The sequence below is a fragment of the Pseudomonas sp. LS1212 genome (assembly GCF_024741815.1).
Taxonomy (GTDB): Bacteria; Pseudomonadota; Gammaproteobacteria; order Pseudomonadales; family Pseudomonadaceae; genus Aquipseudomonas.
Genome location: NZ_CP102951.1, coordinates 5125909 through 5149362, shown reverse-complemented (window position 1 = coordinate 5149362; position 23454 = coordinate 5125909). Strand labels below are relative to the sequence as shown.

Sequence of the window (23454 nt, the reverse complement as noted above, 5' to 3'; positions counted from 1 at the left end):
AGTTTTCGGAGTTCGCTATGGCCATCGCAGTGCCCCTGAAAGAGGAAGCCGGCCCAAGCCTGAAGCAGCGTCTGGCCCGTGCCGAGCGGGTCAACCGCTGGAAGGCGCAGGCATTGATTGCACCGCTGGTGCTGTTCCTGCTGCTGGTTTTCCTGGTGCCTATTGTTGCGCTGCTCTACAAGAGCGTCGGCAACCCTGAAGTGGTGGGCGGCCTGCCGCGTACCGTCGCCGCAGTGGCCAGCTGGGATGGCAAGAGCCTGCCGGGCGAGCCCGTGTACAAGGCCCTGAGCGAAGACCTGGCCGAATCGCGCAAGAATCAGACCCTGGGCGACTTGTCCAAGCGCCTGAACATGGAGCTGGCGGGCTATCGCAGCCTGCTGGCGAAAACTGCCCGTGCCTTGCCCTTCAAGGCCGAGCCTGCTTCTTATAAAGAAGCGATGCAGGAACTCGATGAGCGTTGGGGCGACCCGGCCTACTGGCAGGCGATTCGCCGAAACACCAGCAACGTCACGCCGTTCTACCTGCTGGCGGCGGTCGACCATCGCATCGATGACCTCGGCGAGTTGGCCCCGGCCACGCCTGATCAGTCGATCTACCTGGATATCTTTGCCCGGACCTTCTGGATGGGTCTGGTGATTACCGCGATCTGCCTGGTCCTGGCCTATCCGCTGGCGTACCTGCTGGCCAACCTGCCGGCCCGGCAGAGCAACCTGTTGATGATTCTGGTGTTGCTGCCGTTCTGGACCTCGATCCTGGTGCGGGTCGCCGCCTGGATTGTCTTGTTGCAGTCCGGAGGCCTGATCAACAGTGCCCTGATGAGCATGGGCATGATCGACAAACCGCTGGAGTTGGTGTTCAACCGCACCGGTGTCTATATCTCGATGGTGCACATTCTGCTGCCGTTCATGATCCTGCCGATCTACAGCGTGATGAAAGGTATTTCGCCGACCTACATGCGTGCAGCGATTTCGCTCGGTTGCCACCCGTTCGCCAGCTTCTGGCGGGTGTACTTCCCGCAGACCTATGCCGGTGTCGGCGCAGGTTGCCTGCTGGTGTTCATCCTGGCCATCGGCTACTACATCACTCCGGCGTTGCTGGGTAGCCCGAACGATCAGATGGTCAGTTACTTCGTCGCCTTCTACACCAATACCAGCATCAACTGGGGCATGGCGACGGCGCTGGGCGGCCTGTTGCTGCTGGCGACCGTGATTCTGTACCTGATCTATAGCTGGCTGGTCGGCGCCAGCCGCCTGCGCCTGAGCTGAGGAGAGTCAACATGCTGAGCCCTTACATGTCGCCCGTCGAGCGGGTCTGGTTCTACAGTTTGCGTATCCTTTGCGGGCTGATCCTGTTGTTCCTGATCCTGCCGGTGCTGGTGATCATCCCGCTGTCCTTCAACTCGGGCAGTTTTCTGGTCTACCCGCTGCAGGGTTTCTCCCTGCACTGGTACCAGGACTTCTTCAACTCCGCCGAATGGATGCGGGCCCTGAAAAACAGCATCATCGTCGCCCCGGCTGCCACGGTGATCGCGATGATTTTCGGTACCCTGGCTGCGATCGGCCTGACCCGTGGCGATTTCCCTGGCAAGGCGCTGGTGATGGCCCTGGTGATTTCACCGATGGTGGTGCCGGTCGTGATCATCGGTGTCGCGGCCTATCTGTTCTTCGCGCCGCTGGGCATGGGCAACAGCTACATCTCGCTGATCCTGGTGCACGCAGTGCTGGGCGTACCCTTCGTGATCATCACGGTGTCGGCGACCCTGCAGGGCTTCAACCAAAACCTGGTGCGTGCGGCGGCCAGCCTGGGTGCCTCGCCCTTGACCACGTTCCGGCGGGTGACCCTGCCGTTGATCGCGCCGGGGGTGATCAGCGGTGCGCTGTTCGCCTTTGCCACATCGTTCGATGAAGTGGTCGTGACCTTGTTCCTGGCCGGCCCGGAGCAGGCGACCCTGCCACGGCAAATGTTCAGCGGTATTCGTGAAAACCTCAGCCCGACCATTGCGGCAGCGGCTACCTTGCTGATTGCCTTCTCGGTGATCCTGCTGCTGACCCTGGAATGGCTGCGCGGTCGCAGCGAGAAACTGCGTACCCAGCAAGTTTGATCGCCTGACAACGCATACAGGTCCAGCCATCAAAGCCCTGCATGGTTCGCCCAGCAGGGCTTTTGTCTGGATTGACCGAGGTCAGCGCCCGCCGGGTGCCTGCTGAGGTACAATGCGCGCCACCGTGATTCTGCCCAACAGGTGCGCCATGCAGCCCTTCGCTATTGCTCCGTCCATTCTCTCCGCGGATTTCGCTCGCCTGGGCGAAGAAGTCGACAACGTCCTCGCCGCCGGTGCCGATATCGTGCACTTCGATGTCATGGACAATCACTACGTTCCCAACCTGACGATTGGCCCGATGGTTTGTTCTGCCCTGCGCAAGTACGGCATCACCGCGCCGATCGACGCTCACCTGATGGTCAGCCCGGTCGACCGTATCATCGGTGACTTCATCGACGCCGGGGCCACCTACATTACCTTCCATCCGGAAGCCACGCATCATGTGGACCGTTCGCTACAGTTGATCCGGGACGGCGGGTGCAAAGCCGGTCTGGTATTCAACCCGGCGACTCCGCTGGACGTACTCAAACACGTAATGGACAAGGTTGACATGGTCTTGCTGATGAGCGTCAACCCAGGTTTCGGCGGGCAGAAATTCATTCCCGGCACGCTGGACAAGCTGCGCGAAGCGCGCGCCTTGATCGATGCCAGCGGGCGCGATATTCGCCTGGAGATCGATGGTGGGGTGAATGTGAACAACATTCGCGAGATCGCCGCTGCCGGTGCCGATACCTTCGTGGCCGGCTCCGCGATCTTCAATGCGCCGGACTACCGGCAGGTCATCGAAAAAATGCGTGCCGAACTGGCGCTGGCTCGCTCATGAGTGGCTTTGAGCAGCTGTTCCCGGGACGCTTGCCAAGGCTGGTGATGTTCGATCTTGACGGTACCTTGATCGATTCTGTTCCAGACCTGGCGGCGGCAGTGGAGAAAATGCTGCTCAAGCTGGGCCGTGCACCGGTCGGTATCGACGCGGTGCGGGTCTGGATCGGCAATGGCGCGCGGGTGTTGGTGCGGCGTGCCCTGGCCGGCGACATCGATCACGATCAGGTCGATGAAAGCGAAGCCGAGCAGGCCCTGGAAATCTTCATGGACGCCTACGCCGGCAGCCACACGCAGACAGCGGTCTACCCTGGTGTGCGCGATACCCTGAAGTGGCTGCACAAGCAGGGTGTCGAAATGGCCTTGATCACCAACAAGCCGGAGCGCTTTGTCGCGCCACTGCTGGATGATTTGAAATTGGGGCGTTATTTCCGCTGGATCATTGGCGGCGATACATTGCCCCAACAGAAGCCTGACCCCGCCGCGCTTTTATTCGTCATGAAAATGGCCGGTGTAGAGCCCAGCCAGGCTGTGTTCGTTGGCGACTCGCGCAACGATATTCTGGCGGCCAAGGCTGCCGGTGTGGCCAGTGTGGCGTTGACGTACGGCTATAACCACGGTCGACCGATCAGCGAAGAGTCGCCTTCGCTGGTGATCGATAACCTGCGCGCCTTGCTACCCGGTTGCTTAGAACCGGCCACTGGGATAACGTTGGCGCACGATCAATCCCCCCCTCGTAGAGATTCCATCGTGGTGGTCACTCGCAAACTCTGGATGAAAGTCATCAAGGCCCTGGCCCGTTGGCGTTGGCGCGCCTGACTTTTCCCTGGCCGGGCTACCCGGCGTGTTTGCCTACCTGACCGTTACACCCTCACACCACGAGGCTGATCATGACCCGCGAAGAATTCCTGCGTTTGGCCGCTGCCGGCTACAACCGCATCCCGCTTGCCCGCGAAACCCTTGCCGACTTCGACACCCCGCTGTCGATCTACCTGAAGCTGGCCGACCAACCCAACTCCTATCTGCTGGAGTCGGTGCAGGGCGGCGAGAAGTGGGGCCGTTACTCCATCATCGGCCTGCCGTGCCGCACCGTCATGCGCGTGCATGATTACCAGGTCGTGGTGACCCATGACGGTCAGGAGGTCGAGCGCCACCAGGTCGAAGATCCACTGGCCTTCGTCGAAGCGTTCAAGGATCGCTACAAGGTACCGAGCATTGCCGGGCTGCCCCGCTTCAACGGTGGGCTGGTCGGCTACTTCGGCTACGACTGCGTGCGCTATGTTGAAAAGCGTCTGGGCAAGTGCCCGAACCCGGATCCGCTGGGAGTGCCGGATATCTTGCTGATGGTGTCGGACGCCGTCGTGGTATTCGACAACCTCGCGGGCAAGATGCACGCCATCGTGCTGGCCGATCCCGCCCAGGAAAACGCCTACGAAAATGGCCTGGCACAGCTGGAGCAGCTCATGGAGAAGTTGCGTCAGCCGATCACACCGCGGCGTGGCCTGGACTTCTCGCGTCAGCAGGCTGCCGACCCGGTGTTCCGTTCCAGCTTTACCCAGAATGATTACGAGCGTGCCGTCGATACCATCAAGGAATACATCCTGGCGGGCGATTGCATGCAGGTCGTGCCGTCCCAGCGCATGTCGATCGACTTCAAGGCCGCGCCCATCGATCTGTACCGGGCGCTGCGCTGCTTCAACCCGACGCCTTACATGTACTTCTTCAACTTCGGTGACTTCCATGTCGTCGGCAGTTCGCCGGAAGTGCTGGTGCGGGTCGAAGACAACCTGGTCACCGTGCGCCCGATCGCCGGCACCCGTCCGCGTGGCGCCAACGAAGAGGCGGACCTGGCCCTGGAAGAAGACCTGCTGTCCGACGACAAGGAAATCGCCGAGCACCTGATGCTGATCGACCTGGGCCGTAACGATACTGGCCGAGTCTCCGAGACCGGTTCGGTCAAGGTCACCGAGAAGATGGTGATCGAGCGTTATTCCAACGTGATGCACATCGTTTCCAACGTCACCGGCGAACTGAAGAAAGGCCTGAGCGCCATGGATGCCCTGCGCGCGATTCTGCCCGCGGGGACGCTGTCGGGTGCGCCGAAGATTCGTGCGATGGAGATCATCGACGAGCTGGAGCCAGTCAAGCGCGGCGTTTATGGCGGCGCGGTCGGCTACCTGGCCTGGAACGGCAACATGGACACGGCTATCGCGATCCGCACGGCGGTGATCAAGAACGGTGAGCTGCATGTGCAGGCCGGTGGCGGCATCGTTGCCGATTCGGTACCGGCGCTGGAGTGGGAAGAAACCTTGAACAAGCGTCGGGCGATGTTCCGTGCCGTAGCGCTTGCCGACCAAACGCCTGCATCCGACGCCTGAGGAAACCGAACATGTTGCTGATGATTGATAACTACGACTCCTTTACCTACAACGTCGTTCAGTACCTCGGTGAATTGGGTGCGGACGTCAAAGTGATCCGCAACGACGAAATGACTGTCGCCGAGATCCAAGCCCTGAACCCCGAACGCATCGTGGTTTCGCCAGGCCCGTGCACGCCGACCGAAGCCGGCGTCTCTCTGGAAGTGATCAAGCACTTTGCCGGCAAACTGCCTATCCTGGGCGTCTGCCTGGGACATCAGTCGATCGGCCAGGCCTTTGGTGGTGATGTGGTCCGTGCCCGCCAGGTGATGCATGGCAAGACCAGCCCGGTCACCCATGAAGACAAGGGCGTGTTCGAAGGTCTCAACCACCCCTTGACCGTAACCCGCTATCACTCGCTGGTGGTCAAGCGCGAAACCTTGCCTGAGTGCCTGGAACTGACCGCCTGGACTACGCTGGAAGATGGCACGTTCGACGAAATCATGGGCTTGCGCCACAAAACGCTTAACATCGAGGGGGTGCAGTTCCACCCCGAATCGATCCTGACCGAGCAGGGGCACGAGCTGTTCGCCAATTTCCTCAAGCAGACCGGCGGCCGCCGATAAGGATTGAGCATGGATATCAAGAGTGCGCTGAACCGTATCGTCAGCCAGTTGGACCTGAGTACCGAAGAAATGCGCGATGTCATGCGCGAGATCATGACCGGTCAATGCACCGAAGCGCAGATCGGCGCCTTCTTGATGGGCATGCGCATGAAAAGCGAAAGCATCGATGAGATCGTCGGTGCGGTTTCGGTCATGCGCGAGCTGGCAGACAAGGTCGAACTCAAGACCCTCGACGGCGTCGTCGACGTGGTGGGCACCGGCGGCGACGGTGCGAGTATCTTCAACGTCTCGACGGCTTCGGCTTTTGTCGTCGCCGCAGCCGGTTGCACCGTGGCCAAGCATGGCAACCGCGCCGTGTCGGGCAAAAGCGGAAGCGCCGATCTGCTCGAGGCTGCCGGTATCTACCTGAACCTGACCCCGGTACAAGTCGCTCGTTGCATCGACAACGTCGGCATCGGTTTCATGTTCGCCCAGACTCACCACAGTGCGATGAAGCATGCTGCCGGGCCCCGCCGGGATCTGGGGCTGCGCACCCTGTTCAATATGCTCGGCCCGCTTACGAATCCGGCTGGCGTTCGCCATCAGGTGGTGGGCGTGTTCAATCAGGCACTGTGCCGCCCGTTGGCCGAGGTGTTGTTTCGTTTAGGCAGCAAGCATGTACTGGTCGTGCATTCGCAGGACGGCCTGGATGAGTTCAGCCTTGCGTCGCCGACCTTCGTGGCCGAACTCAAAGACGGTGAGATAAGCGAGTATTGGGTACAGCCCGAAGACCTCGGCCTGAAGAGCCAGAGCCTGTATGGCCTGGTGGTCGAGAGCCCGGCGGCTTCCCTGGAGCTGATTCGCGACGCTCTCGGGCGGCGCAAGACCGAACACGGTCAAAAGGCTGCCGAGATGATTGTGCTCAATGCCGGTGCGGCGCTGTATGCCGCCGACCTTGCCTCGACCCTTAGAGAAGGCGTGGCCCTGGCGCACGATGCGCTGCACACCGGCCTTGCCCGGGAAAAGCTCGAGGAGCTCGGCGCCTTTACCGCGGTATTCAAGCAGGAGAATGAAGGATGAGTGTGCCGACGGTTCTGGAAAGTATTCTGGCGCGCAAGGTTGAAGAAGTTGCTGAGCGGCTGGCGCGGGTCAGCCTGGCGGAGTTGGAAACGTTGGCGAAAGCGGCCGATGCCCCGCGTGGTTTTGCCAAGGCTTTGATCGACCAGGCAGGGCGCAAGCAGCCGGCGGTAATCGCGGAAATCAAGAAGGCTTCGCCGAGCAAAGGGGTGATTCGGGAGAATTTCGTGCCTGAAGAGATCGCTCGTAGCTACGAGAAGGGCGGGGCGACTTGTCTTTCGGTGCTTACCGATGTGGATTACTTCCAGGGTGCCGACATCTACCTGCAGCAGGCGCGCGCGGCCTGTCAGTTGCCGGTGATCCGCAAGGATTTCATGATCGATCCTTATCAGATCATCGAAGCCCGTGCCCTCGGTGCCGACTGTGTGCTGCTGATCGTTGCGGCGCTGGATGATATGAAAATGGCCGAACTGGCCGCCGTGGCCAAGAGTGTGGGTCTCGATGTGCTGGTCGAGGTTCATGATGGCGACGAACTCGAGCGGGCACTAAAGACGTTGGACACACCGCTGGTGGGTATCAACAACCGGAACCTGCACACCTTCGAAGTCAATCTGGAAACCACCCTCGACTTGCTGCCGCGCATCCCGCGTGATCGCCTGGTGATTACCGAGAGCGGTATCCTCAACCGTGCCGATGTCGAGCTGATGGAAATCAGCGAAGTCTATTCCTTCCTGGTTGGCGAGGCGTTCATGCGTGCCGAGAGCCCGGGCAACGAATTGCAGCGCTTGTTCTTCCCTGAACGAGTACCGATGATCACTGCGCCTCTGGATTGATACACACACAAAAAAAAAGCCGGCGATGCCGGCTTTTTTGTAGGCAGAAGGTTTCCTTGATGACGATTGAGCAAACAGATTTGACCGTTGAAGCTGGCCTGCAAGCCGAGCAGGATCTGCTGGCTGCCGTGTGCAGGGGTGAACGCGATCACGGCCTGCTTTTCTGGCGCCCGACCGACCGGGCCCTGGTAATGCCCCGGCGGATGAGCCGTCTGGAAGGTTTCGAGGTCGCCTGTGTCGAGTTGGCCGCCAGCGGCTGGCCAGTATTGTTGCGTGAGACCGGTGGTGAGCCAGTGCCGCAGTCATCGGCGGTCATCAACATCGCACTGATTTATGCCGCGCCTCGTAGCGAGGGCGATCATGGCCGGATCGAAGCGGCCTACGAGCGCCTTTGCCAGCCGCTGTGCAGTGTGTTGCGCGAGTGGGGCGGGGTTGCCTCGGTGGGCGAAATCCAGGGGGCTTTCTGCGATGGCCGTTACAACGTCAACCTCAATGGTCGCAAGCTGGTCGGCACTGCCCAGCGCTGGCGCCAGAGGCAGGGAGGCAAACGTCCGGTCGTTCTGGTGCACGGCGCGTTGTTGCTGGACAACGAGCGCGAATCGATGGTGGCAGCGGTCAACCGTTTCAATGAACGTTGCGGCCTGGAACAGCGCTGTCTTGCCCAGAGCCATATCGCCTTGCACGAAGTGGTTCCCGAGGCACCGTTGCTCGAACGCCTCGGCCAGGCCTATGCCGAAGTTATCGAAGGTATCCTGGCAAAAGCCTAGCGGGTACCGAATACCACCATGGTCTTGCCTTTGACGTTTACCAGGCTGCGTTCCTCCAGGTCCTTGAGGACGCGGCCGACCATTTCCCGTGAGCAACCGACGATACGGCCGATTTCCTGGCGGGTGATTTTGATCTGCATGCCATCGGGATGCGTCATGGCATCGGGTTGCTTGCACAATTCGAGCAGGCAGCGGGCGACTCGCCCGGTCACGTCGAAAAAGGCCAGGTCACCGACCTTGCGCGTGGTGTTGCGCAGGCGCTGGGCCATCTGGCTGCCCAGTGCGTAGAGGATCTCGGGATCCTGCGTGGCCAGTTCGCGAAATTTTCCGTAGCTGATCTCAGCCACTTCGCATTCGGTCTTGGCGCGTACCCAGGCGCTGCGCTCCTGTTCTATCCCCGGCGTTTCGAACAACCCCAGCTCACCGAAGAAGTCGCCGGCATTGAGGTAGGCAATGATCATTTCGCGGCCGTCGTCGTCCTCGATCAGAATAGTGACCGAGCCCTTGATGATGAACGACAGTGTCTCGGCCCGATCACCCGCACAGATGATATTGCGCTTGGCGGGATAGCGACGACGTTGGCAGTGGGTCAGCAGTTTTTCGATGTTTTTGATCTTGGGTGTGAGGGCTGTAACAACCATGGCTGAATCCCGGGGATAGAGGAGCGACGCGCGATAACAGACTTGTGAGTTACAAGTGCGCCAAGTGATAGCGCCAGTGATTTGGCGTCAGCTTATCAGACACGTTCTTTTGTATCTTCAAAATTACATGTAGTGACCTGCATTCTCGCGTTCCAGCTATAACAGGGGGCATCAGGCCCTGTGCTAAGCTGGCGACCTTTTTTACAGTGGAGTCCTGGTGATGAAGGCACGTATCCAGTGGGCAGGCGAAGCCATGTTTCTCGGCGAGTCGGGCAGTGGCCATGTCGTAGTGATGGACGGCCCGCCGGAAAGTGGCGGACGCAACCTGGGCGTACGCCCCATGGAAATGCTGCTTCTGGGCTTGGGTGGCTGCAGCAACTTCGACGTTGTCAGCATCCTGAAGAAGTCCCGGCAGGCCGTGGAGAGCTGCGAAGCATTCCTGGAAGCCGAGCGCGCCGACGAAGACCCGAAAGTGTTTACCAGGATCCATCTACACTTCGTGGTCAAGGGTCGTGGCCTGAAGGAAGCGCAGGTCAAAAGAGCGGTTGAACTGTCGGCAGAGAAGTACTGTTCGGCGTCGATCATGCTGGGGCGGGCCGGCGTCGACATTACTCACGATTATGAAATCGTGGAACTGGGCTGAATCGACACTCAATCATCATAAAAGCGGCGCAAACTCTGGCAGACCGCAGCTGAGGTCTGCATAATGCGCCACTTTTTCAGGGCTGGTGCCCTGCTTCGGACTCGCTCCGACCAGACAACCAAAATCGCCAACGCGAAGAGGTGTTAACCGTCCTACGCAGATGCGTCGTCCGCATCTGACGGGCATGCTTGATCACGCGGCCGGGCCGCACATATATAGAGAGCGTTTAACGGTGAAAAGCAAACTCAAGCTCCACGGGTTCAATAACCTGACAAAGACCTTGAGCTTCAACATCTATGACATCTGCTACGCGGAAACCCCGCAAGACCAACAGGCCTACGTCGAGTACATCAACCAGGAGTACGACGCCGAGCGCCTCACGCAGATCCTCACGGATGTTGTCGATATCATTGGTGCCAATATCCTGAACATCGCGCGTCAGGATTACGACCCCCAGGGCGCCAGCGTGACCATTCTGATTTCGGAACAGCCCGTCACGCCTACCGAAAGCCAGATCGAAGAGTCGCCGGGCCCGTTGCCCGAGACTATCCTGGCCCACCTCGACAAGAGCCACATCACCGTCCACACCTACCCGGAGATCCATCCGGTGGATGGCATCGCGACGTTCCGCGTGGATATCGATGTGTCGACCTGCGGGGTGATTTCACCGCTTAAAGCGCTCAACTACCTGATCCACCAGTTCGATTCGGACATTGTGACGGTTGATTATCGTGTGCGTGGCTTTACCCGTGACGTCGAAGGCAGGAAGCACTTCATCGACCACGAGATCAATTCGATCCAGAACTACCTTTCCGAAGACACCCGCGCCGGCTATCAAATGACCGACGTGAACGTGTACCAGGAAAACCTGTTCCACACCAAGATGCTGCTCAAGGACTTCGAACTGGACAACTATCTGTTCGGCGACGCCACCAGCAACCTGTCCGCCGAACAGCGCGAGCAGGTCACCGAGCGTGTGAAACATGAAATGCTTGAAATCTTCTCCGGACGCAACATGCCCGCGTGAGATCGACGCATATGAGAAAGGGGCCTCGGCCCCTTTTTTCATATATGCATTTAAATGCGGTAAGTGCTCTTGGTCATGACCTTGGCCATCAGGCTCATGCCGAACTTCACCGGCGCCGGAAAGCGCAAGCCCCCAGCCTCGAGCGCGGATTGCGCGTGCTGGCTTTCGTCGACGCGCATCTGTTCGAGAATCGCCCGGGATTTCTCGTCCTCGGCCGGTATCTGCTCCAGGTGTTCGTCCAGGTGTTTGCAAACCTGATGCTCGGTCGCAGCGACAAAGCCCAGGCTGATCTTGTCACTGATCAGGCCGGCAACAGCACCAATCCCGAAGGACATCCCGTAGAACAGCGGGTTGAGTACGCTGGTATGGCTGCCCAGTTGACGGATACGCTGCTCGCACCAGACCAGGTGATCGATCTCTTCTTCGGCAGCCAGCTCCATGGCCTTGCGCACCTGCGGTAGCCTGGCAGTCAGGGCCTGGCCCTGATAAAGCGCCTGGGCACAGACTTCGCCGGTATGGTTGATGCGCATGAGCCCGGCGACATGACGGCTATCGTCTTCGCTCAGGGACGCATCGGGCTGGACAATCGCCGGCGACGGGCGAGAGGGGTGGCTGCTGAAGGGTAACAAGGTGCGCATGGCGGAGTCGGCCTGCAGCAACAAGCGGTCAATGGGCGAGTAGTGACGTTCGGTAGCCATGGGCACCTCCGCAAGGATTCACGGCGGCCAGTTTAACCCAATCGGCCTGGAAGGGCTTGCGGTGGATCAGCACACCAGTGTTTTAGAACCTTTCTGATGTGCTGTGCAGCAACAGAGGCTGTATCAGCCCGGCGGCCAGTGCATCTGACGCTGGCCAAGCACATGCATGTGAATGTGGTAGACCGTCTGGCCACCCAGTTCGTTGCAGTTCATCACAATGCGAAAACCGTCCTCGCAGCCCAACTCCCTGGCCAGACGCTGGGCCGTGAAGAGAAGATGCCCAGCGAGGGGCTTGTCTTCTTCGGTCAGGTCATTGAGGGTGCGAATCGGCTTCTTCGGGATGACCAGGAAATGAATCGGCGCCTTCGGGGCGATATCGTGGAAGGCCAGGATCTGGTCGTCCTCGTAAATGATCTTCGCGGGTATTTCTCTGTTAATGATCTTGGTGAACAGAGTTTCCACAGCTGTTTCTCCATGGTGGTAGTCGGGCCTGAGTGTACTCAGCGCGCCGCACTTCGCCCAGCCCCCGTATCAACGTGGGCAGTAGGCCTGATTGATGGCGCCCGCTATTTTGCGCACCAGCCAGCGCGAGCCCAGGCGTGGGCTGAAAGTCAGCCAGCGATTGCGGCGCCCGGGAATGATCACCGCATGATTGTTGTCCAGGGCGCGAACGGTGAACAGGGCGACCTCTTCGGGGCTCAGGCAGCGCTTGCTGTTGTCCAGCCGGGGAACGATACGTTGTGGCGAACGCGTCGGGCCTGGGCAGAGTACCGAAACCTTGACCCCGCATTTTTTCAGTTCTTCGCGTAAACCTTCGGAAAAGTGCAGCACATAGGCCTTGCTCGCGGCGTAACTGGCCATCCAGGGGCCGGGCTGGAACGCGGCGATCGAAGCGACGTTGAGGATCTGCCCGCCGCCCTGCACGGCCATTGCATTGCCAAGGGCATGGCACAGGCGGGTGAGCGCCAGGATGTTCACCTCGATCAGGTCCTGCTCCTGGCCCCAGTCCTGGGCGAGGAAGGGGCCATATGAGCGAATCCCGGCGCAATTGACCAGCAGATCGATCTGGCGCTCGCCTTCTTCAAGTTCCAGCAGAAAGCCGGACAGGCGCAGCGGTTCGCCCAGGTCGCAGGCGCGAAACAGCACCTCCACGCCAAATCGTTGAGTCAGTTCGATAGCGATGCTTTCCAGCTGGTCACGTTGCCGGGCCACCAGGATAAGGCTGCGCCCCCTGCGGGCGAGGGCTTCGGCCATTGCCAGGCCGATACCGCTGGAGGCGCCGGTGATCATGGCGTAACGGGTCATGCAATTCTCCAAGCGCACGCTTGCGCTCTGCAGCAATGGTGATGCAGGGGTGGGACGTGCTTATTCATCTGGATAGTCTACAGCCCGGCACGGGGCTTTTCTGCTTCAGTTATAAGCCGGGGTTACTGGCTGTACTCATTGAGCAGTGCCGCCAGCCAACCGAGCAAGCCCATGGCGATACCTATTGCCAACACTACGACCCACATACAGGCCAGGACTTTGACCATGGTGCTGTTGGGGGGCGGAGGAGGGCCGTACGGGTTATGCCCGGGATTTCCGGGCAGCACCAGTAACACCAGTGCAAACACGCTGCTGGCCAGGGGGATGAGATTCAGCAGCCAGAGCCAGCCGGACCAGCCCAGATCGTGCAGGCGTTGCACGCCGATTTGAATGCTGACAACCAGAAAACCGACGCCGGCAATCGTCATCAGCACGCCCACGAGCACCGGTGATTCGTAAAGCAGCAGGCGGCATGCACCCATGACCGCCACAACCGCCAGCAGCAAGACCAGTGTCCAGGCCAGATAACGCAGCCGTCCGATCCGCCCCTCGATGGAAAACACTTTGGGTTCGGCGTACTGGGCCTGTGGCTGATCGACCTGTGACTGGGGTGGCGCGTAAGGGGAGGATGGCTGTGCTGCAGGCGTAACTTGTTCGCCGGTCGATGAGGATGGGGCTGACTGGATTGTGTCCTCAGGCCTGAGTTCTTCTTCGAGCCGCGCATCGACGCCGGCCTTGTGCAAGGCATTGAGGTAGCGTTGCGCTTCTGGGGAGGGCAGGTTGCGTTTAAGGATGAGCTTGCGGCCGTTGAAGAGCTTTTCGATACCGGCAAGATCGCTCTTGAACAGTGCGGCCAGGTTGCTCTTGGCGGTCATCAGGTCGACGCCGGGCAGGAGGCGGCCATCGAAGACGATGTTGAAGCGGGGTTCTGTCATGCCGAGCGTCCTTGTCAGATAGGCGTGAGTACCGGGCTACTTCAGCGAGGCCAGTGTCCCGCGAGGGCTGAGCTCGCCCTCTGCGCCTGACGATATTCGTCGTCCAGGCGGGCGATCAATTCGTCTACCGATGGCAGGTCGTCGATGGCGCCGACGCCCTGGCCCGCGGACCAGACGGTTTTCCATGCCTTGGCTTCGTCGCTGATGGGCTTGAGTTTGGAGCCGAAATTCAACTCACCCTTGCCCTGCAATGCTGCAAGGTCGAAGCCGGCTTGCTCCAGGCTCTGGCGCATGAAGCTGGCCGGGACCCCGGAAACCGCAGCGGTATGCACAATGTCGACAGCCTTGGCCGCGAGTAACATTTCCTTGTAGGCGTCCGGTGCCAGGCTTTCGCGACTGGCGATAAAACGCGTGCCCAGGTAGGCAAGGTCGGCCCCCAGCAGCTGCGCGGCGAGAATTTCATGGCCCTTGTTCAGGCAGCCGGCCAGCAGCAGGGTCTTGTCGAAGAACTGCCGGATCTCGCCAATCAGGGCAAAAGGGCTCCAGGTACCGGCATGACCACCGGCGCCGGCGGCAACGGCGATCAGCCCGTCGACGCCGGCTTCGGCGGCCTTTTCGGCATGTCGACGCGTAGTGACGTCATGAAATACCAGGCCGCCATAGGCATGCACGGCGTCAACCAACTCCTTGACCGCTCCCAGGCTGGTGATGACGATCGGCACCTTGTGCTCGATACAGATCGCCAGGTCAGCCTGCAGGCGTGGATTGCTGTTATGCACGATCAGGTTCACCGCATAGGGTGCCGGATTGTCGATCTTCTCCAGGCCCGCTTCGATTTCCTCCAGCCAGGCCTTGAACCCGCTGCTTTCGCGCTGGTTGAGTGCCGGGAAGCTGCCCACCACGCCATTTCGGCAACAGGCCAGGACCAATTGCGGATTGGAAATCAAAAACATCGGTGCTGCCACGATAGGCAGGCGCAAACGCTTTTCGAGCTCGGCGGGCAGGGACATGGGATTGATCTCGTTCGTTGGCCATCGGTTGAGATTAGAACGGCTTCACTATCACAAGAATGACGATAACTATCAAAATCACTACCGGCACTTCATTGAACCAGCGGTAGAAGACGTGGCTGCGGGTGTTTTCGCCACGGGCGAAGCGTTTGACCTGGGCGCCACACATGTGATGGTAGCCGATCAGGAGGACGATCAAGGTCAGCTTGGCATGCATCCAGCCCTGGCTGAAGTAACCGCTCGGGTTGAGGCTGAGCAGCCAGACCCCGAAGATCAAGGTGGCAATCATCGCCGGTCCCATGATGCCGCGGTACAGCTTGCGCTCCATGGTGGCGAAGCGTTCGCGGCTGATCGCGTCTTCGCTCATGGCGTGGTAGACGAACAGGCGCGGCAGGTAGAACAGGCCGGCAAACCAGCACACGATGCTGATGATATGGAAGGCTTTGAGCCATAGATAAAGCATTTTCTGGTTATTCCCCAAGGTTCACGGTAGCGAGATAGTAGAGGCTCGGACGCCCGCACGTCATCTCAACGGTTGTTCCGAGCGCCTCAGGCCCATATTATCGGAAGCTTTCCAGTTGGTTCGTTGAAAGGGGCAGGTTATGGTCAAGGTCGGTATCGTCGGCGGCACGGGTTACACCGGAGTCGAGCTGCTGCGTCTGTTGGCACAACATCCACAGGCGCAGGTGGCAGCAATCACCTCGCGTTCCGAAGCGGGGTTGCCGGTCGCCGATATGTACCCGAACCTGCGAGGCCACTACGACGGCCTGGCGTTCAGCGTGCCGGACACCAAGACCCTCGCAGCGTGCGATGTGGTGTTCTTCGCGACCCCCCACGGTGTTGCCCATTCGCTGGCAGGCGAACTGCTGGCGGCCGGTACCAAGGTCATCGACCTGTCGGCAGACTTCCGTCTGCAGGACGCCGAGGAATGGGCCAAGTGGTACGGCCAGCCTCATGGTGCACCGGAGCTGCTCAAGGACGCCGTCTATGGCTTGCCTGAGGTCAATCGCGAGCAGATTCGCCAGGCTCGCCTGATTGCCGTGCCCGGTTGCTACCCGACCGCCACCCAGCTGGGTTTCCTGCCGCTGCTTGAAGCGGGTCTGGCCGACAACACGCGCCTGATCGCCGACTGCAAGTCGGGTGTCAGCGGCGCCGGTCGTGGGGCCAGCGTAGGCTCGCTGTTCTGCGAAGCCGGCGAAAGCATGAAGGCTTATGCGGTCAATGGGCACCGGCATTTGCCGGAAATCACCCAGGGTCTGCGCCGCGCTGCCGGCGGCGATGTCGGTCTGACGTTCGTGCCACACCTGACACCGATGATCCGTGGCATCCATTCGACCCTGTACGCAACGGTCGTGGATCGGTCGGTAGACCTGCAGGCGCTATTCGAGAAACGTTATGCCGACGAGCCGTTCGTGGACGTCATGCCGGCCGGCAGTCATCCGGAAACCCGTAGCGTGCGTGGTGCCAACGTTTGCCGCATCGCGGTGCACCGTCCGCAGGGTGGCGATCTGGTGGTGGTCCTGTCGGTGATCGACAACCTGGTCAAGGGCGCATCCGGCCAGGCCGTGCAGAACCTCAATATTCTCTTCGGCCTGGATGAGCGCATGGGGCTTTCCCACGCGGGCTTGATGCCATAAGAGCAGCTGCGAGCGGCAAGCTTGAAGCTTCAAGCTTGCCGTACGCCATCTGTCACTTGCAGCTTGAAGCTTGTGGCTTGCAGCTGCTTCTATTGTTGACCAATTTTCTCGGACAAGCGGATAATGCGCGTCATCACGCATTATGGCGGCATAGCGCCGGGAGATAGTCAGCATGAGCGTCGAATCCTTCACCCCCACGGCTTTGCAATTCACGCAGGGTGCAGCGCACAAGGTGAAGAGCCTGGTCGATGAAGAGGGTAATGATCGTCTGAAGTTGCGAGTATTCGTGACGGGCGGCGGCTGTTCGGGTTTTCAGTACGGCTTCACCTTCGATGAAGACGTTGCCGATGACGATACGATCGTCGAGCGTGAGGGCGTATCCCTGGTGGTCGATCCGATGAGCTTCCAGTACCTGGCCGGAGCCGAAGTGGACTATCAGGAAGGGTTGGAAGGCTCGCGCTTCGTCATCAACAACCCCAATGCCACCACGACTTGCGGTTGCGGATCGTCCTTTTCGATCTGATCGGCTGCAGTATCAAGCAACGCCGCGCTCATGCGCGGCGTTTTGCGTTCTGCGACTCAGGCTGGGTAAATCGCGCCCAATACCCGCAGGCCGCGCGCGCCAGTGACGCTGGGGCGGTTGGTTGGAATGCCTTCGAGGCAGCAATGCGCTAGCCAGGCAAAGGCCATGGCCTCAACCCAGTCCGGGTCGATACCGCAGGCGGCAGTGCTACTGACGCGGGCATTGGGCAGGAGGCTGGCCAGGCGCCGCATTAGCGCTGAGTTATGGGCGCCACCACCACAGACCATCAAGGCCTGGGTATCGCGCTGAGCGGCTTGCAGCGAGTCGACGATCGTCACGGCGGTCAGTTCGAGCAGGGTTGCTTGAACATCTCGTTCGGCGCTGGCAGGCAAACGGGCCAGATGCTGTTGTAGCCACGTCAAATTGAACACTTCGCGCCCCGTGCTCTTTGGGCCGGTACCGGCAAAGAAAGGGTCGCTGAGCAAGGCTTGCAGCAGCTCCGGGACAATGGTGCCGCTGGCCGCCCAGGCGCCGTCGCGGTCGTAGCTCAGGCCCTGGCAGGCGTTGATCCAGGCATCGAGCAGCACATTGCCCGGGCCGCAGTCGAAGCCGCTGACGGGGCGGCCGGTCTCGATCAGGCTCAGGTTACTGAAGCCGCCCACGTTCAATACGGCCAGGCGTTCACCCCGGTTTTCGAAGAGGGCTTCATGAAAGGCCGGGACCAAGGGTGCGCCCTGGCCTCCGGCGGCCACGTCGCGGCGGCGAAAATCGCTGACGACCGTGATGCCGGTCAGCTCGGCGAGCAGGGCGGGGTTGCCGATCTGCACAGTGAAACCGCGTGCCGGTTCGTGGCGGATGGTCTGGCCGTGGCTACCGATGGCGCGGATGGCCGAAGGGGCGAGCCGCTCCTGCTCCAGCAGCTGGTTGACACCCTTTGCCGCCAGGCTGGCCCAGCGTTGCTCGGCCATGGCACCCCGGGCAATTTCGTCCGGGCCACTGGCGCACAGGCTGAGCAGTTCGCTGCGCAAGTCGTCCGGCATGGGGATATAGAGCGTGGCGAGCAGCTTCAGTGGCTGCCCTTGTTCAGCCAGGGCAATGTCCAGACCATCGAGGCTGGTCCCGGACATTACACCGATATAGAGCGTCATGGCTTAACGCTTGCTCGACGCAAGCATGGTGGCCTTCTCTTGGTCCATGCGTGCCATCAACGGTTGGCTCTGCTGCTGGAAGCGCTGGCGCTCGGCCTTGGAAATCGGATCGGCCATGGCCACTTTTTGGCCCAGTGGGTCGACATGCACACCGTTGACCTGGAACTCGTAGTGCAGGTGTGGACCGGTGGATAGCCCGGTAGTGCCAATATAGCCGATGACCTGGCCCTGCTTGACGTTGCCGCCGGTCTTGATGCCTTTGGCGAAGCCTTGCATGTGGCCGTAAAGGGTCTTGTAAGAGTTGCCGTGTTGGATGATCACGGTATTGCCGTAACCGCCGCGACGACCCGCCAGCAGGACCTTGCCGTCACCGGCCGCCTTGATCGGTGTGCCGCGTGGGGCTGCGTAGTCCACGCCCTTGTGTGCGCGGATCTTGTTCAGGATCGGGTGCTTGCGGCCCATGGAGAAGCGCGAGCTGATACGGGCAAAGTCCACGGGTGTGCGGATGAATGCCTTGCGCATGCTGCTGCCGTCTGCGGTGTAGTAGCTGGTATTGCCTTGTTTGTTGGTGTAGCGCACCGCGGTGTAGCGCTTGCCGCGATTGGTGAAGCGAGCGGAAAGGATGCTGCCGGTTCCAACGACCTTGCCGTTGACCACTTTCTGTTCGTAGACCACATCGAATTCGTCGCCTTGGCGGATCTCCTTTGCGAAGTCGATGTCGTAGCGAAAGATGCTGGCCATATCCATGGTCTGGGTGTGCGACAGGCCGGCGCGTTGGGCCGAGCTCGCCAGCGAGCTCTTGATGACGCCGTGGACATAAGCCGAACGTACCACGGGCTTGCTGATTTCGCGGTTGAAGGCAAAGCCCTTGGCGCTGCGGTTCAGGCGAATGGTTTCCAGGTCGCTGACCTTGCTGTGCAGACTGGTCAACTGGCCGTTTGCATCGAGCTCGATCTCCAACACCTGGCCGTGCTTGAGCCGGGTGAACTGCTTGGCCTGCTTGCTGCTGGCCAGCACTTGCTGAGCGGTCCCGGCCGGCAAGCCAACCTTTTTGAACAGGGTCGACAGGGTATCGCCGCGGCCGACGGTGACTTCCCGATGGCTAGGCTCCTTCTTGAGCGGCTCGACTGCTACGACGGGAGCGGGAGCCAATGCCGGTTCAACCTTGGCGGTGTCCTGCGGCTGTTCGGCGCTGTTGTCGATCTGTGCGAACGGGGGCGGCACGACTTCTTCGGTGGCTTGAATGGCCGGCGCGTTGTCCTGTTCCTGTTTCAGTTGCTCGGCCGGAGTCTCAAGCTCAAGCTCGAGATTCAGGGTGGTTTTCTTGGCTTCTACTTCGCTGGATGGAAAGACCAGCAATGCAAGGCTTAGAAGGGCGGCGATGCCGCTCGCGGCCAACAGGTGGCTCTTCGGATAAAGCGGGGGCGCTTTAGGCGGTGCGTTGGTCATAGGTGTTTTGACTTTGAAAAAATGAAATGGAAAAGATGAACTGACATGATGAAGACGAAATAACTGTATAAAATATAACCAAATCCGCTCCAAAGCAAGTCTGCAGACGTCATCAGTCGGGATTGAGGTCACATGAGGGGCAAGAACTTGTATTTGGCGGCTGATCTTGTATGGTTGGGGCCCTTTGAATCTGAGCCTTGCGGGTCTGTTATGAAGTCGGTTGAAGAGCAGCTAGCGCTGATCAAACGTGGTGCGGAAGAGGTACTGGTCGAATCCGAACTGGTCGAAAAGCTCAAGCGTGGCCAGCCGCTGCGTATTAAGGCCGGCTTCGACCCTACTGCCCCCGATCTGCACCTGGGTCATACGGTGCTTATTAATAAGCTGCGTCAGTTCCAGGAGCTGGGGCATCACGTCATCTTCCTTATAGGTGACTTTACCGGCCTGATCGGCGACCCGAGCGGCAAGAGTGCCACGCGCCCGCCGCTGACTCGCGAGCAGGTGCTGGAGAATGCCGAGACCTACAAGGCTCAGGTGTTCAAAATCCTCGACCCGGCAAAAACCGAGGTTGCGTTCAACTCTACCTGGATGGACGCGCTGAGCCCTGCCGACTTCATTCGCCTGGCGTCGCAGTACACGGTGGCGCGGATGCTCGAGCGTGATGACTTCGACAAGCGTTACACCAACAACCAGTCGATCGCGATTCATGAATTCCTCTACCCGCTGGTTCAGGGCTACGACTCGGTGGCGTTGCGTGCGGATGTCGAGCTCGGCGGTACCGACCAGAAGTTCAACCTGCTGATGGGGCGCGAGCTTCAGCGCGCCTATGGCCAGGAGGCGCAGTGCATTCTGACCATGCCGCTGCTCGAAGGTCTGGATGGTGTGAAGAAGATGTCCAAATCCCTGGGCAACTATGTCGGTATCCAGGAAGCGCCGGGCGTGATGTACAGCAAGCTGGTGTCGATCCCTGATGAGTTGATGTGGCGCTACTTCGAACTATTGAGCTTCCGCTCCATGGAGGAAATCAATGGCTTCAGGGCCGATTGCGAGGCGGGCGCCAATCCGCGTGACATCAAGATCAAGCTGGCCGAAGAGATTGTGGCGCGCTTCCATGGTGAAGAGGCTGCGGCCAATGCGCATCGCGCTGCTGGTAACCGCATGAAGGAAGGCGAGTTGCCCGATGATCTGCCGGAGGTGGAATTGTCGGCGGTTGAAGAGATGCCGATCGCGGCTGTCCTTAATAAGGCGGGCCTGGTGAAGAACTCGGCGGCGGCGCGCGACTTGCTGGCTGCTGGTGGTGTGCGGGTCGATGGCGAAGTGGTTGATCGTGCATTCGTCTTCGCGCTGGGGGCTACGCATGTATGTCAGGCCGGCAAGAAGGCTTTTGCCCGTATTACGCTGAAAGCTGAATAGGTTTGCAGATAGTGCTTGACGGCGAATTGTATCTCTATATAATTCGCCCCACTTCCGGCGCAGACGAAACGGAAAACTCCTTGAGAATCAAAGAGTTAACCGAAGTAAGCAGCGAAGAAGCAGCTTCGATCTTCCGATCGGAAGCGGTGAAAAAGGTGGTTGACAGCGGTTTGAAACGCTGTAGAATTCGCCTCCCGCTGACGAGTGATCGAAGCGAGTCAAGTGCTTGAAGTTGAACGAGAAAATCGAAAACTTCTGAAAATAAACGCTTGACAGAGACAGAGGAAAGCGTAGAATTCGCGCCTCGGTTGAGACGAAAGAATCAACCAACCGCTCTTTAACAACTGAATCAAGCAATTCGTGTGGGTGCTTGTGAGCTCAGACTGATAGTCAGAAAGATTATCAGCATCACAAGTGGCTACATGAGCAATCATATAGTTCATTTTGAGATTGCTGAGCCAAGTTTAGGGTTTTCTCAAAACCCAAGCAGTATTGAACTGAAGAGTTTGATCATGGCTCAGATTGAACGCTGGCGGCAGGCCTAACACATGCAAGTCGAGCGGCAGCACGGGTACTTGTACCTGGTGGCGAGCGGCGGACGGGTGAGTAATGCCTAGGAATCTGCCTGATAGTGGGGGATAACGTTCGGAAACGGACGCTAATACCGCATACGTCCTACGGGAGAAAGTGGGGGATCTTCGGACCTCACGCTATCAGATGAGCCTAGGTCGGATTAGCTAGTTGGTGGGGTAAAGGCTCACCAAGGCGACGATCCGTAACTGGTCTGAGAGGATGATCAGTCACACTGGAACTGAGACACGGTCCAGACTCCTACGGGAGGCAGCAGTGGGGAATATTGGACAATGGGCGAAAGCCTGATCCAGCCATGCCGCGTGTGTGAAGAAGGTCTTCGGATTGTAAAGCACTTTAAGTTGGGAGGAAGGGCATTAACCTAATACGTTGATGTTTTGACGTTACCGACAGAATAAGCACCGGCTAACTCTGTGCCAGCAGCCGCGGTAATACAGAGGGTGCAAGCGTTAATCGGAATTACTGGGCGTAAAGCGCGCGTAGGTGGTTCGTTAAGTTGGATGTGAAATCCCCGGGCTCAACCTGGGAACTGCATCCAAAACTGGCGAGCTAGAGTAGGGCAGAGGGTGGTGGAATTTCCTGTGTAGCGGTGAAATGCGTAGATATAGGAAGGAACACCAGTGGCGAAGGCGACCACCTGGGCTCATACTGACACTGAGGTGCGAAAGCGTGGGGAGCAAACAGGATTAGATACCCTGGTAGTCCACGCCGTAAACGATGTCAACTAGCCGTTGGAATCCTTGAGATTTTAGTGGCGCAGCTAACGCATTAAGTTGACCGCCTGGGGAGTACGGCCGCAAGGTTAAAACTCAAATGAATTGACGGGGGCCCGCACAAGCGGTGGAGCATGTGGTTTAATTCGAAGCAACGCGAAGAACCTTACCAGGCCTTGACATCCAATGAACTTTCCAGAGATGGATTGGTGCCTTCGGGAGCATTGAGACAGGTGCTGCATGGCTGTCGTCAGCTCGTGTCGTGAGATGTTGGGTTAAGTCCCGTAACGAGCGCAACCCTTGTCCTTAGTTACCAGCACGTTATGGTGGGCACTCTAAGGAGACTGCCGGTGACAAACCGGAGGAAGGTGGGGATGACGTCAAGTCATCATGGCCCTTACGGCCTGGGCTACACACGTGCTACAATGGTCGGTACAGAGGGTCGCCAAGCCGCGAGGTGGAGCTAATCTCACAAAACCGATCGTAGTCCGGATCGCAGTCTGCAACTCGACTGCGTGAAGTCGGAATCGCTAGTAATCGCGAATCAGAATGTCGCGGTGAATACGTTCCCGGGCCTTGTACACACCGCCCGTCACACCATGGGAGTGGGTTGCACCAGAAGTAGCTAGTCTAACCTTCGGGAGGACGGTTACCACGGTGTGATTCATGACTGGGGTGAAGTCGTAACAAGGTAGCCGTAGGGGAACCTGCGGCTGGATCACCTCCTTAATCGAAGACATCAGCTGTCTTATAAGCTCCCACACGAATTGCTTGATTCATTGAAGAAGACGATATCGGTAACAGCTCTTAACTGGGTCTGTAGCTCAGTTGGTTAGAGCGCACCCCTGATAAGGGTGAGGTCGGCAGTTCGAATCTGCCCAGACCCACCAGTTTCTTGTTGGGGCCATAGCTCAGCTGGGAGAGCGCCTGCCTTGCACGCAGGAGGTCAGCGGTTCGATCCCGCTTGGCTCCACCACCCCTTGTTACCGTGTCAAAGCTTAGAAATGAATATTCGCATCGAATATTGATTTCTGAACTTTTTCAGAATCGTTCTTTAAAAATTTGGGTATGTGATAGAAAGATAGACTGGATAGCACTTTCACTGGTGTTTATTCAGGCTAAGGTAAAATTTGTGAGTTTAATCGCGAATTTTCGGCGAATGTCG

Annotated in this window: 23 protein-coding genes, 2 tRNA genes and 1 rRNA gene; 17 read left to right on the top strand and 9 right to left on the bottom strand. The window is 59.2% G+C overall.

Going from position 1 to position 23454, the window contains the following annotated elements; all coding sequences use genetic code 11:
- The first annotated feature begins 17 nt into the window (after positions 1–17).
- The 9 genes from NVV94_RS24135 (at position 18) to NVV94_RS24095 (ending at position 8559) form a co-directional block, all read left to right on the top strand.
- Positions 18–1265, top strand: coding sequence for an ABC transporter permease (locus tag NVV94_RS24135; RefSeq protein WP_258444805.1), 1248 nt, complete (start codon positions 18–20; stop codon positions 1263–1265).
- A gap of 11 nt (positions 1266–1276) precedes the next feature.
- Positions 1277–2101: an ABC transporter permease gene (locus tag NVV94_RS24130; protein ID WP_258444804.1), complete on the top strand. Its 825-nt coding sequence runs from the start codon at positions 1277–1279 to the stop codon at positions 2099–2101.
- A 148-nt stretch (positions 2102–2249) separates the two neighbouring features.
- A complete protein-coding gene (gene rpe, locus NVV94_RS24125) occupies positions 2250–2924 on the top strand; it encodes a ribulose-phosphate 3-epimerase (protein WP_258444803.1) in 675 nt (224 codons plus the stop codon).
- Complete coding sequence (locus tag NVV94_RS24120; protein ID WP_258444802.1) at positions 2921–3739, top strand: phosphoglycolate phosphatase; 819 nt, start codon at positions 2921–2923, stop codon at positions 3737–3739. Before rpe ends, NVV94_RS24120 begins: the two co-directional genes overlap by 4 nt.
- Positions 3740–3810: 71 nt before the next feature.
- Entirely contained in the window at positions 3811–5298 is a 1488-nt protein-coding gene (trpE, locus tag NVV94_RS24115) for an anthranilate synthase component I (RefSeq protein ID WP_258444801.1), read from the top strand.
- Between the two features lie 11 nt (positions 5299–5309).
- A complete protein-coding gene (locus NVV94_RS24110; RefSeq protein WP_258444800.1) occupies positions 5310–5903 on the top strand; it encodes an aminodeoxychorismate/anthranilate synthase component II in 594 nt (197 codons plus the stop codon).
- Between the two features lie 9 nt (positions 5904–5912).
- Positions 5913–6962: an anthranilate phosphoribosyltransferase gene (gene trpD, locus NVV94_RS24105; protein WP_258444799.1), complete on the top strand. Its 1050-nt coding sequence runs from the start codon at positions 5913–5915 to the stop codon at positions 6960–6962.
- Positions 6959–7792: an indole-3-glycerol phosphate synthase TrpC gene (gene trpC, locus NVV94_RS24100; protein ID WP_258444798.1), complete on the top strand. Its 834-nt coding sequence runs from the start codon at positions 6959–6961 to the stop codon at positions 7790–7792. Before trpD ends, trpC begins: the two co-directional genes overlap by 4 nt.
- Before the next feature lie 59 nt (positions 7793–7851).
- Positions 7852–8559, top strand: coding sequence for a lipoyl protein ligase domain-containing protein (locus tag NVV94_RS24095; protein ID WP_258444797.1), 708 nt, complete (start codon positions 7852–7854; stop codon positions 8557–8559).
- Here the strand turns inward: NVV94_RS24095 and crp are convergent.
- Positions 8556–9200 carry a cAMP-activated global transcriptional regulator CRP gene (gene crp / locus NVV94_RS24090; RefSeq protein ID WP_258444796.1) on the bottom strand — a complete coding sequence of 215 codons (645 nt, stop codon included), beginning with the start codon at positions 9198–9200 and terminating at the stop codon, positions 8556–8558. The two genes, NVV94_RS24095 and crp, sit on opposite strands and share 4 nt — an antisense overlap.
- A 220-nt stretch (positions 9201–9420) precedes the next feature.
- On the opposite strand from crp, the gene NVV94_RS24085 reads away from it, so the two are divergent.
- Together NVV94_RS24085 and speD are read left to right on the top strand one after the other, a co-directional pair.
- Entirely contained in the window at positions 9421–9843 is a 423-nt protein-coding gene (locus NVV94_RS24085; RefSeq protein WP_258444795.1) for an OsmC family protein, read from the top strand.
- Between the two features lie 232 nt (positions 9844–10075).
- A complete protein-coding gene (speD, locus tag NVV94_RS24080; RefSeq protein ID WP_258444794.1) occupies positions 10076–10870 on the top strand; it encodes an adenosylmethionine decarboxylase in 795 nt (264 codons plus the stop codon).
- Positions 10871–10920: 50 nt separating this feature from the next.
- Here speD and coq7 read toward each other — a convergent pair whose 3' ends face one another.
- The 6 genes from coq7 to hemJ all read right to left on the bottom strand — a co-directional run bounded on the left by coq7 (position 10921) and on the right by hemJ (position 15281).
- Positions 10921–11568 (bottom strand): 2-polyprenyl-3-methyl-6-methoxy-1,4-benzoquinone monooxygenase, encoded by a 648-nt coding sequence (gene coq7 / locus NVV94_RS24075; RefSeq protein WP_258444793.1) that lies wholly within the window; start codon positions 11566–11568, stop codon positions 10921–10923.
- 123 nt (positions 11569–11691) lie between these two features.
- Positions 11692–12030, bottom strand: a complete 339-nt coding sequence (locus NVV94_RS24070) for a histidine triad nucleotide-binding protein (RefSeq protein ID WP_258444792.1) — start codon at positions 12028–12030, stop codon at positions 11692–11694.
- 69 nt (positions 12031–12099) lie between these two features.
- A complete protein-coding gene (locus tag NVV94_RS24065) occupies positions 12100–12873 on the bottom strand; it encodes an SDR family oxidoreductase (RefSeq protein WP_258444791.1) in 774 nt (257 codons plus the stop codon).
- Between the two features lie 122 nt (positions 12874–12995).
- On the bottom strand, positions 12996–13808 hold the full coding sequence (locus NVV94_RS24060) for a DUF805 domain-containing protein (protein ID WP_258444790.1): 813 nt from the start codon (positions 13806–13808) through the stop codon (positions 12996–12998).
- A gap of 41 nt (positions 13809–13849) precedes the next feature.
- A complete protein-coding gene (locus NVV94_RS24055; RefSeq protein ID WP_258444789.1) occupies positions 13850–14818 on the bottom strand; it encodes a nitronate monooxygenase family protein in 969 nt (322 codons plus the stop codon).
- Positions 14819–14852: 34 nt separating this feature from the next.
- A complete protein-coding gene (gene hemJ, locus NVV94_RS24050; RefSeq protein WP_258444788.1) occupies positions 14853–15281 on the bottom strand; it encodes a protoporphyrinogen oxidase HemJ in 429 nt (142 codons plus the stop codon).
- 139 nt (positions 15282–15420) lie between these two features.
- Here hemJ and argC point away from each other — a divergent pair, with 139 nt between their 5' ends.
- Positions 15421–16455: an N-acetyl-gamma-glutamyl-phosphate reductase gene (gene argC, locus NVV94_RS24045; RefSeq protein ID WP_258444787.1), complete on the top strand. Its 1035-nt coding sequence runs from the start codon at positions 15421–15423 to the stop codon at positions 16453–16455.
- 172 nt (positions 16456–16627) lie between these two features.
- Positions 16628–16978: an iron-sulfur cluster insertion protein ErpA gene (gene erpA, locus NVV94_RS24040; RefSeq protein WP_166365937.1), complete on the top strand. Its 351-nt coding sequence runs from the start codon at positions 16628–16630 to the stop codon at positions 16976–16978.
- Positions 16979–17034: 56 nt separating this feature from the next.
- Here erpA and NVV94_RS24035 read toward each other — a convergent pair whose 3' ends face one another.
- On the bottom strand, positions 17035–18126 hold the full coding sequence (locus tag NVV94_RS24035) for an anhydro-N-acetylmuramic acid kinase (RefSeq protein ID WP_258444786.1): 1092 nt from the start codon (positions 18124–18126) through the stop codon (positions 17035–17037).
- Positions 18127–18129: 3 nt separating this feature from the next.
- Positions 18130–19575: a peptidoglycan DD-metalloendopeptidase family protein gene (locus tag NVV94_RS24030; protein WP_258444785.1), complete on the bottom strand. Its 1446-nt coding sequence runs from the start codon at positions 19573–19575 to the stop codon at positions 18130–18132.
- A 210-nt stretch (positions 19576–19785) separates the two neighbouring features.
- Here NVV94_RS24030 and tyrS point away from each other — a divergent pair, with 210 nt between their 5' ends.
- From tyrS to NVV94_RS24010, 4 genes are all read left to right on the top strand, one after another.
- The gene (gene tyrS / locus NVV94_RS24025; protein WP_258444784.1) at positions 19786–20985 is read left to right on the top strand and encodes a tyrosine--tRNA ligase; all 1200 of its coding nucleotides are present in this window, start codon (positions 19786–19788) and stop codon (positions 20983–20985) included.
- Between the two features lie 494 nt (positions 20986–21479).
- A 16S ribosomal RNA gene (locus tag NVV94_RS24020) occupies positions 21480–23018 on the top strand.
- A gap of 84 nt (positions 23019–23102) precedes the next feature.
- Positions 23103–23179, top strand: a tRNA-Ile gene (locus NVV94_RS24015).
- Between the two features lie 10 nt (positions 23180–23189).
- Positions 23190–23265 (top strand) — tRNA-Ala (locus NVV94_RS24010).
- Positions 23266–23454 lie beyond the last annotated feature (189 nt).

Excerpts from the sequence above, each read along its gene's own strand:
- NVV94_RS24135 (WP_258444805.1), top strand. The coding sequence starts at position 18 with ATGGCCATCGCAGTGCCCCTGAAAGAGGAAGCCGGCCCAAGCCTGAAG.
- NVV94_RS24130 (WP_258444804.1), top strand. The coding sequence starts at position 1,277 with ATGCTGAGCCCTTACATGTCGCCCGTCGAGCGGGTCTGGTTCTACAGT.
- rpe (WP_258444803.1), top strand. The coding sequence starts at position 2,250 with ATGCAGCCCTTCGCTATTGCTCCGTCCATTCTCTCCGCGGATTTCGCT.
- NVV94_RS24120 (WP_258444802.1), top strand. The coding sequence starts at position 2,921 with ATGAGTGGCTTTGAGCAGCTGTTCCCGGGACGCTTGCCAAGGCTGGTG.
- trpE (WP_258444801.1), top strand. The coding sequence starts at position 3,811 with ATGACCCGCGAAGAATTCCTGCGTTTGGCCGCTGCCGGCTACAACCGC.
- NVV94_RS24110 (WP_258444800.1), top strand. The coding sequence starts at position 5,310 with ATGTTGCTGATGATTGATAACTACGACTCCTTTACCTACAACGTCGTT.
- trpD (WP_258444799.1), top strand. The coding sequence starts at position 5,913 with ATGGATATCAAGAGTGCGCTGAACCGTATCGTCAGCCAGTTGGACCTG.
- trpC (WP_258444798.1), top strand. The coding sequence starts at position 6,959 with ATGAGTGTGCCGACGGTTCTGGAAAGTATTCTGGCGCGCAAGGTTGAA.
- NVV94_RS24095 (WP_258444797.1), top strand. The coding sequence starts at position 7,852 with ATGACGATTGAGCAAACAGATTTGACCGTTGAAGCTGGCCTGCAAGCC.
- crp (WP_258444796.1), bottom strand. The coding sequence starts at position 9,200 with ATGGTTGTTACAGCCCTCACACCCAAGATCAAAAACATCGAAAAACTG.
- NVV94_RS24085 (WP_258444795.1), top strand. The coding sequence starts at position 9,421 with ATGAAGGCACGTATCCAGTGGGCAGGCGAAGCCATGTTTCTCGGCGAG.
- coq7 (WP_258444793.1), bottom strand. The coding sequence starts at position 11,568 with ATGGCTACCGAACGTCACTACTCGCCCATTGACCGCTTGTTGCTGCAG.
- NVV94_RS24065 (WP_258444791.1), bottom strand. The coding sequence starts at position 12,873 with ATGACCCGTTACGCCATGATCACCGGCGCCTCCAGCGGTATCGGCCTG.
- NVV94_RS24060 (WP_258444790.1), bottom strand. The coding sequence starts at position 13,808 with ATGACAGAACCCCGCTTCAACATCGTCTTCGATGGCCGCCTCCTGCCC.
- NVV94_RS24055 (WP_258444789.1), bottom strand. The coding sequence starts at position 14,818 with ATGTCCCTGCCCGCCGAGCTCGAAAAGCGTTTGCGCCTGCCTATCGTG.
- hemJ (WP_258444788.1), bottom strand. The coding sequence starts at position 15,281 with ATGCTTTATCTATGGCTCAAAGCCTTCCATATCATCAGCATCGTGTGC.
- argC (WP_258444787.1), top strand. The coding sequence starts at position 15,421 with ATGGTCAAGGTCGGTATCGTCGGCGGCACGGGTTACACCGGAGTCGAG.
- erpA (WP_166365937.1), top strand. The coding sequence starts at position 16,628 with ATGAGCGTCGAATCCTTCACCCCCACGGCTTTGCAATTCACGCAGGGT.
- NVV94_RS24035 (WP_258444786.1), bottom strand. The coding sequence starts at position 18,126 with ATGACGCTCTATATCGGTGTAATGTCCGGGACCAGCCTCGATGGTCTG.
- NVV94_RS24030 (WP_258444785.1), bottom strand. The coding sequence starts at position 19,575 with ATGACCAACGCACCGCCTAAAGCGCCCCCGCTTTATCCGAAGAGCCAC.
- tyrS (WP_258444784.1), top strand. The coding sequence starts at position 19,786 with ATGAAGTCGGTTGAAGAGCAGCTAGCGCTGATCAAACGTGGTGCGGAA.